Below are 420 nucleotides of genomic sequence, written 5' to 3' on the forward strand. Positions count from 1 at the left end.
CGGCAGTGGTTCTTTGCTTGGCGGCGTCCTACTCTCCCAGGACCCTGCGGTCCAAGTACCATCGGCGCTAGAGGGCTTAACGGTCGTGTTCGGGATGGGTACGTGTGGAACCCCTCCGCCATCGCCACCAAACGCGATTGGATCGAAGCAGTGCTTCTTCCATATCATGYTGAAACTGAAAATCATACACACAYTCSGTGATGTACCCATTTTCAYTTCATTCAGAGTGTTGTTCTCTGAAAACTAGATTCGAAACGAAACGYACGCGATCAAAACTTGCATATTTGGATAAGCCCTCGACCGATTAGTACTGGTCAGCTCCATGCATTGCTGCACTTCCACCCCCAGCCTATCTACCTCGTCGTCTTCAAGGGGTCTTACATACTGGGAAATCTCATCTTGAGGGGGGCTTCACGCTTA

General features: G+C 50.8%; 2 rRNA genes. Both read right to left on the reverse strand.

The features are described from left to right. Positions 1–15: 15 nt before the first annotated feature. Positions 16–132 (reverse strand): 5S ribosomal RNA (rrf, locus tag AB4Z30_RS30045). Between the two features lie 152 nt (positions 133–284). After that, positions 285–420: ribosomal RNA gene (locus AB4Z30_RS30050) — 23S ribosomal RNA — on the reverse strand; the annotation flags it as partial.

Source organism: Paenibacillus sp. 2TAF8 (assembly GCF_052114825.1).
GTDB lineage: Bacteria > Bacillota > Bacilli > Paenibacillales > Paenibacillaceae > Paenibacillus.